3 protein-coding genes and 1 pseudogene are annotated in these 2207 nt (G+C 63.9%); 2 read left to right on the top strand and 2 right to left on the bottom strand.

The annotated features are described in order from the left end of the window. Together JOZ76_RS02420 and JOZ76_RS02415 are read left to right on the top strand one after the other, a co-directional pair. Positions 1-583, top strand: a pseudogene (locus JOZ76_RS02420) (PrsW family intramembrane metalloprotease); the annotation flags it as partial. A gap of 33 nt (positions 584-616) precedes the next feature. Beyond that, positions 617-1189, top strand: coding sequence for an HdeD family acid-resistance protein (locus JOZ76_RS02415; RefSeq protein WP_291697037.1), 573 nt, complete (start codon positions 617-619; stop codon positions 1187-1189). Positions 1190-1261: 72 nt separating this feature from the next. Here JOZ76_RS02415 and JOZ76_RS02410 read toward each other — a convergent pair whose 3' ends face one another. Next, a complete protein-coding gene (locus tag JOZ76_RS02410; protein WP_291697036.1) occupies positions 1262-1519 on the bottom strand; it encodes a hypothetical protein in 258 nt (85 codons plus the stop codon). Positions 1520-1587: 68 nt separating this feature from the next. After that, positions 1588-2207: KamA family radical SAM protein (locus tag JOZ76_RS02405; protein WP_441299961.1), on the bottom strand; the 620-nt coding region annotated here is incomplete at its 5' end.

Below are 2207 nucleotides of genomic sequence, written 5' to 3'. Positions count from 1 at the left end.
TCATGGCGCGCTCGGCATCATTGCCGGCGCTTATATGGCAATCGCGCGATCCGGCACGGCGCTCGGCGCCAACCGTCGCCACCGCGATTGGGCGCGCATCTCGAGCTGGACCCTCATGCTGATGGGGCCGCTGGCGCTGCATGCCGCGTTCGACTTTCCGCTGCTGACGCTGCAGAAAAATCCCGACCTTGATGCCTCAACGCGGCTTTGGCTCGGGCTGACCAGCATGCTGGTCGGCTTTTCCTCGATCGCATTCGCGGCAAGGCTGGTGCGACGGGTCGCCCGCCACCACGCCCCCCGTACCGACCTCGCGCGTGAGCGGCTGAGCCGCCTGCGCAAGATGTGGGCCTTGCTGCTGGCCGGCGGCGGCGCCGGATTTGTCGGCCTCGCTTTCGTGCTGACCTCGCTGCACCACTGGCTGGTCAATCCCGAACGCAACGTGACGCTGGTCCTGGTTCCGATCGGACTGACTTCGATCATGCTGGGCAGCGCCCTACTCGTTGTCACGACCGCGATCTATGTTCTGGGGCGTAACCGGATACGGACAGCCGAGGGCTTTTCGTCCATGCCCGGTCGAGGTTAGAGTAGTAGCATGGCACCTCCGGGAGATCGCCGAATGACCCTTCCCCAGGATATTGAGAGACTGCAATCCGACATGCGTGTCGCCGTGCGCCAGCACTGGAAAGCCTTTTTGATCGAGGGGATTTTGCTGGTGCTGCTCGGCCTCGCCGCCATCATCCTGCCGCCGCTCGCGAGTCTGGCCGTCACGATCTTTCTGGGCTGGATGTTCCTCATCAGCGGCATCGCGGGTCTCGCGCTGACCTTGTGGGCGCGCGGCACACCTGGCTTCTGGTGGTCGCTGCTATCGGCCGTGCTGGCAATCGCCGCGGGTATCATTTTGTTGTGGCAGCCGATCCAGGGCACGTTGACGCTCACGATCGTGGTCGGCGTCTATTTTCTCGCCGAGGGCGTCGCCACGATCATGTATGCCCTGGAGCATCGCCGCGAGCTGTCGGAGCGCTGGTCGTGGCTGCTGATCGCAGGCGTCGTCGACGTGGTGATTGCCGGCATCATCATCACGGGGCTGCCGGGCTCGGCGCTGTGGGCGGTCGGCCTTTTGGTCGGCATCAACCTCGTGATCGGCGGCGCATCGATGGTCGGCATGGCGCTCGCCGTGCGCCAGACGTGAGGCCGCAAAATCCGGTTCGCAAGCCTGCGCGGCGCTCAACGAACCGGCTCTGCGCCGCAGTCCGCGACGGCGTCAGCAGCCGCGGCAGATGCTCTTGATCTTGCGATCGAGCGCGGCGTCTTCCTTGTTCATCGGATCGCTCGGATTGCTCAGGTTCTTCTCGTCCGCAAAGTCGCCGGCACGCGGCTGGCGGTGACCGACCGGCGCGTCAATCATAGGCCGGTTGCTCATGGAATCCGTCGTCGAGCTCTTGTTGCGTCCACTCTGCGCCAACGCGGCGGCATTTGCCGCGAGCGCCAAAGCCGCGGCCGCGATGATCCATTTCGTCATGTTGCTCCTCCCATCTCCAAAGCGGACAGCCGGCGTTGAAGCCGAATGCTCATACCCCCGTCCGTCCATCAAGGTGCCGGTGGGTAGACGTGCACCTCGCCACAATAGTCGGCGACACGATAACGGGTTTCTTGCGACGGTTCACGTTCGCTGGAAAAAGATTCTTCCTGTGTCGTCAGATAGACCGGTCCGACCGGCGACTTGCCGTAGCCGCCGGGAATGTCCAGCACATATTCCGGCTGGCACAATCCGGACACCCGCCCTCGCAACGCGCGCATCAACTCCTGTCCACGCGCCAGCGTGGTCCGCAGATGCGCCGTCCCGGGCGCAAGGTCGCCATGATGGAGATAATAGGGTTTGATCCGGCATTCAACGAACGCCCGCATCAATGCTTCGAGCGTCGCAAGATCATCATTGACGCCGCGAAGCAGCACCGACTGGCTCACTATGGGAATGCCTGCGTCAACCAGTCGCGCGCATGCGGCGCGTGCTGTCGCCGTCAGTTCCCGCGCATGATTGGCGTGCAACGCGACCCAGGTCGTCGCACCCTGGCACTTCAGCGCAGCGACCATTTCGTCGCTGATCCGCGAAGGCTCCGCGACCGGCACGCGGGTGTGAATGCGAATGATCTTCACGTGATCGATGCAGGCGAGATCATTCACGATCTCGGCCAGCCGCCGCGGCGACA

It is taken from the genome of Bradyrhizobium sp. (assembly GCF_019244115.1).
In the GTDB taxonomy this organism is placed as follows: Bacteria; Pseudomonadota; Alphaproteobacteria; order Rhizobiales; family Xanthobacteraceae; genus Bradyrhizobium.
The sequence above is the reverse complement of the archived record's forward strand: the minus strand, read 5'-3'. Positions and strand labels throughout refer to the sequence as shown.